The 960-nt window shown below is 21.6% G+C and carries 4 protein-coding genes; all 4 read right to left on the reverse strand.

What is annotated here, in order from left to right:
• Positions 1–129 precede the first annotated feature (129 nt).
• Genes EHU54_RS06015 through EHU54_RS06030 form a run of 4 tightly spaced genes read right to left on the reverse strand, consistent with a single transcriptional unit; the run spans position 130 to position 881 of the window.
• Positions 130–276, reverse strand: coding sequence for a hypothetical protein (locus EHU54_RS06015; protein ID WP_400249491.1), 147 nt, complete (start codon positions 274–276; stop codon positions 130–132).
• Positions 269–433 carry a hypothetical protein gene (locus tag EHU54_RS06020; RefSeq protein ID WP_157944256.1) on the reverse strand — a complete coding sequence of 55 codons (165 nt, stop codon included), beginning with the start codon at positions 431–433 and terminating at the stop codon, positions 269–271. The genes EHU54_RS06015 and EHU54_RS06020 overlap by 8 nt, the downstream gene beginning before the upstream one ends.
• Positions 426–716, reverse strand: coding sequence for a hypothetical protein (locus EHU54_RS06025; protein WP_400249492.1), 291 nt, complete (start codon positions 714–716; stop codon positions 426–428). Before EHU54_RS06025 ends, EHU54_RS06020 begins: the two co-directional genes overlap by 8 nt.
• Before the next feature lie 12 nt (positions 717–728).
• A complete protein-coding gene (locus EHU54_RS06030; protein ID WP_400249493.1) occupies positions 729–881 on the reverse strand; it encodes a hypothetical protein in 153 nt (50 codons plus the stop codon).
• Positions 882–960 lie beyond the last annotated feature (79 nt).

Below are 960 nucleotides of genomic sequence, written 5' to 3' on the forward strand. Positions count from 1 at the left end.
TAATTAAAAACTCTGATTTTCAACAACTTACTGGTAAAAAAGCACTAATAAATGATTATTTTATTGATAAAACAATTATTTTAATAGGTTATGCAAGAAGTCTATTATTTAATTTTAAATCTGCCATAATTAAATTTCCTCTAATTCTATTTCTTCAATTAAATTATCAATATACTCATAAGCACTATCTTCTGAATAACATTCTTCTAATGCTAAATTAAATAAATCTTCCTCTGTATAAAATTTGCCTTCTTCATCTTTTCACATATTATTCATATCCTTGTCATTTAATATTTTCATTTTCTAAATCAATAATAGTTGTTCTAAAAGAAGAGTTTTCTTCCGCTGTAATTTTTGCTTCTTCTAATGTATAAAAAAATAAAGTATTTGTTGTATATTTAGTATTAATTACTAATAAGTATCTTTTATTCATAATTTATCACCTCGTAATTTGCTTCTTCATCTTCTAAATAATCACTAATTAAACCTTTAACTTCATCAATTTCATATCATTTCAAATTTAAGTTAAAATCTACTGGCAATGAAACATTACATACATATCGTTCTTCATTACCAAATTTAAGATATAAATATAATTCTCAACCCATATCATCTTGACTATTAATTTCCGCATAAATAATATTTTTATTACTAATTTTTAATGCTTTATTATTAATTCATTTTTCATTTAAATAATCACCAATACAATATGACATTTTTAATTCCTCCTAATTTTGTTTCCCTAATGCTCAATATTCATCAGTCATATCTTCAAATGATACTGAATAACTTTTAAGCATTAATTTTTGTAATTTATTTTCTTGATTGCATTTTGAACAATAACCTCAATATCTTTTTTTAAGACAAATTTTATTTTTCATATAAACCTCCTAAATTATTGCTTTACCAAATTTGATATATTTATGTAAAAATAATGAAAATCACTATTTACTGATTGTT

The sequence above is a fragment of the Spiroplasma sp. ald genome (genome assembly GCF_044714355.1).
Lineage (GTDB): Bacteria > Bacillota_I > Bacilli_A > Mycoplasmatales > Mycoplasmataceae > Spiroplasma > Spiroplasma phoeniceum.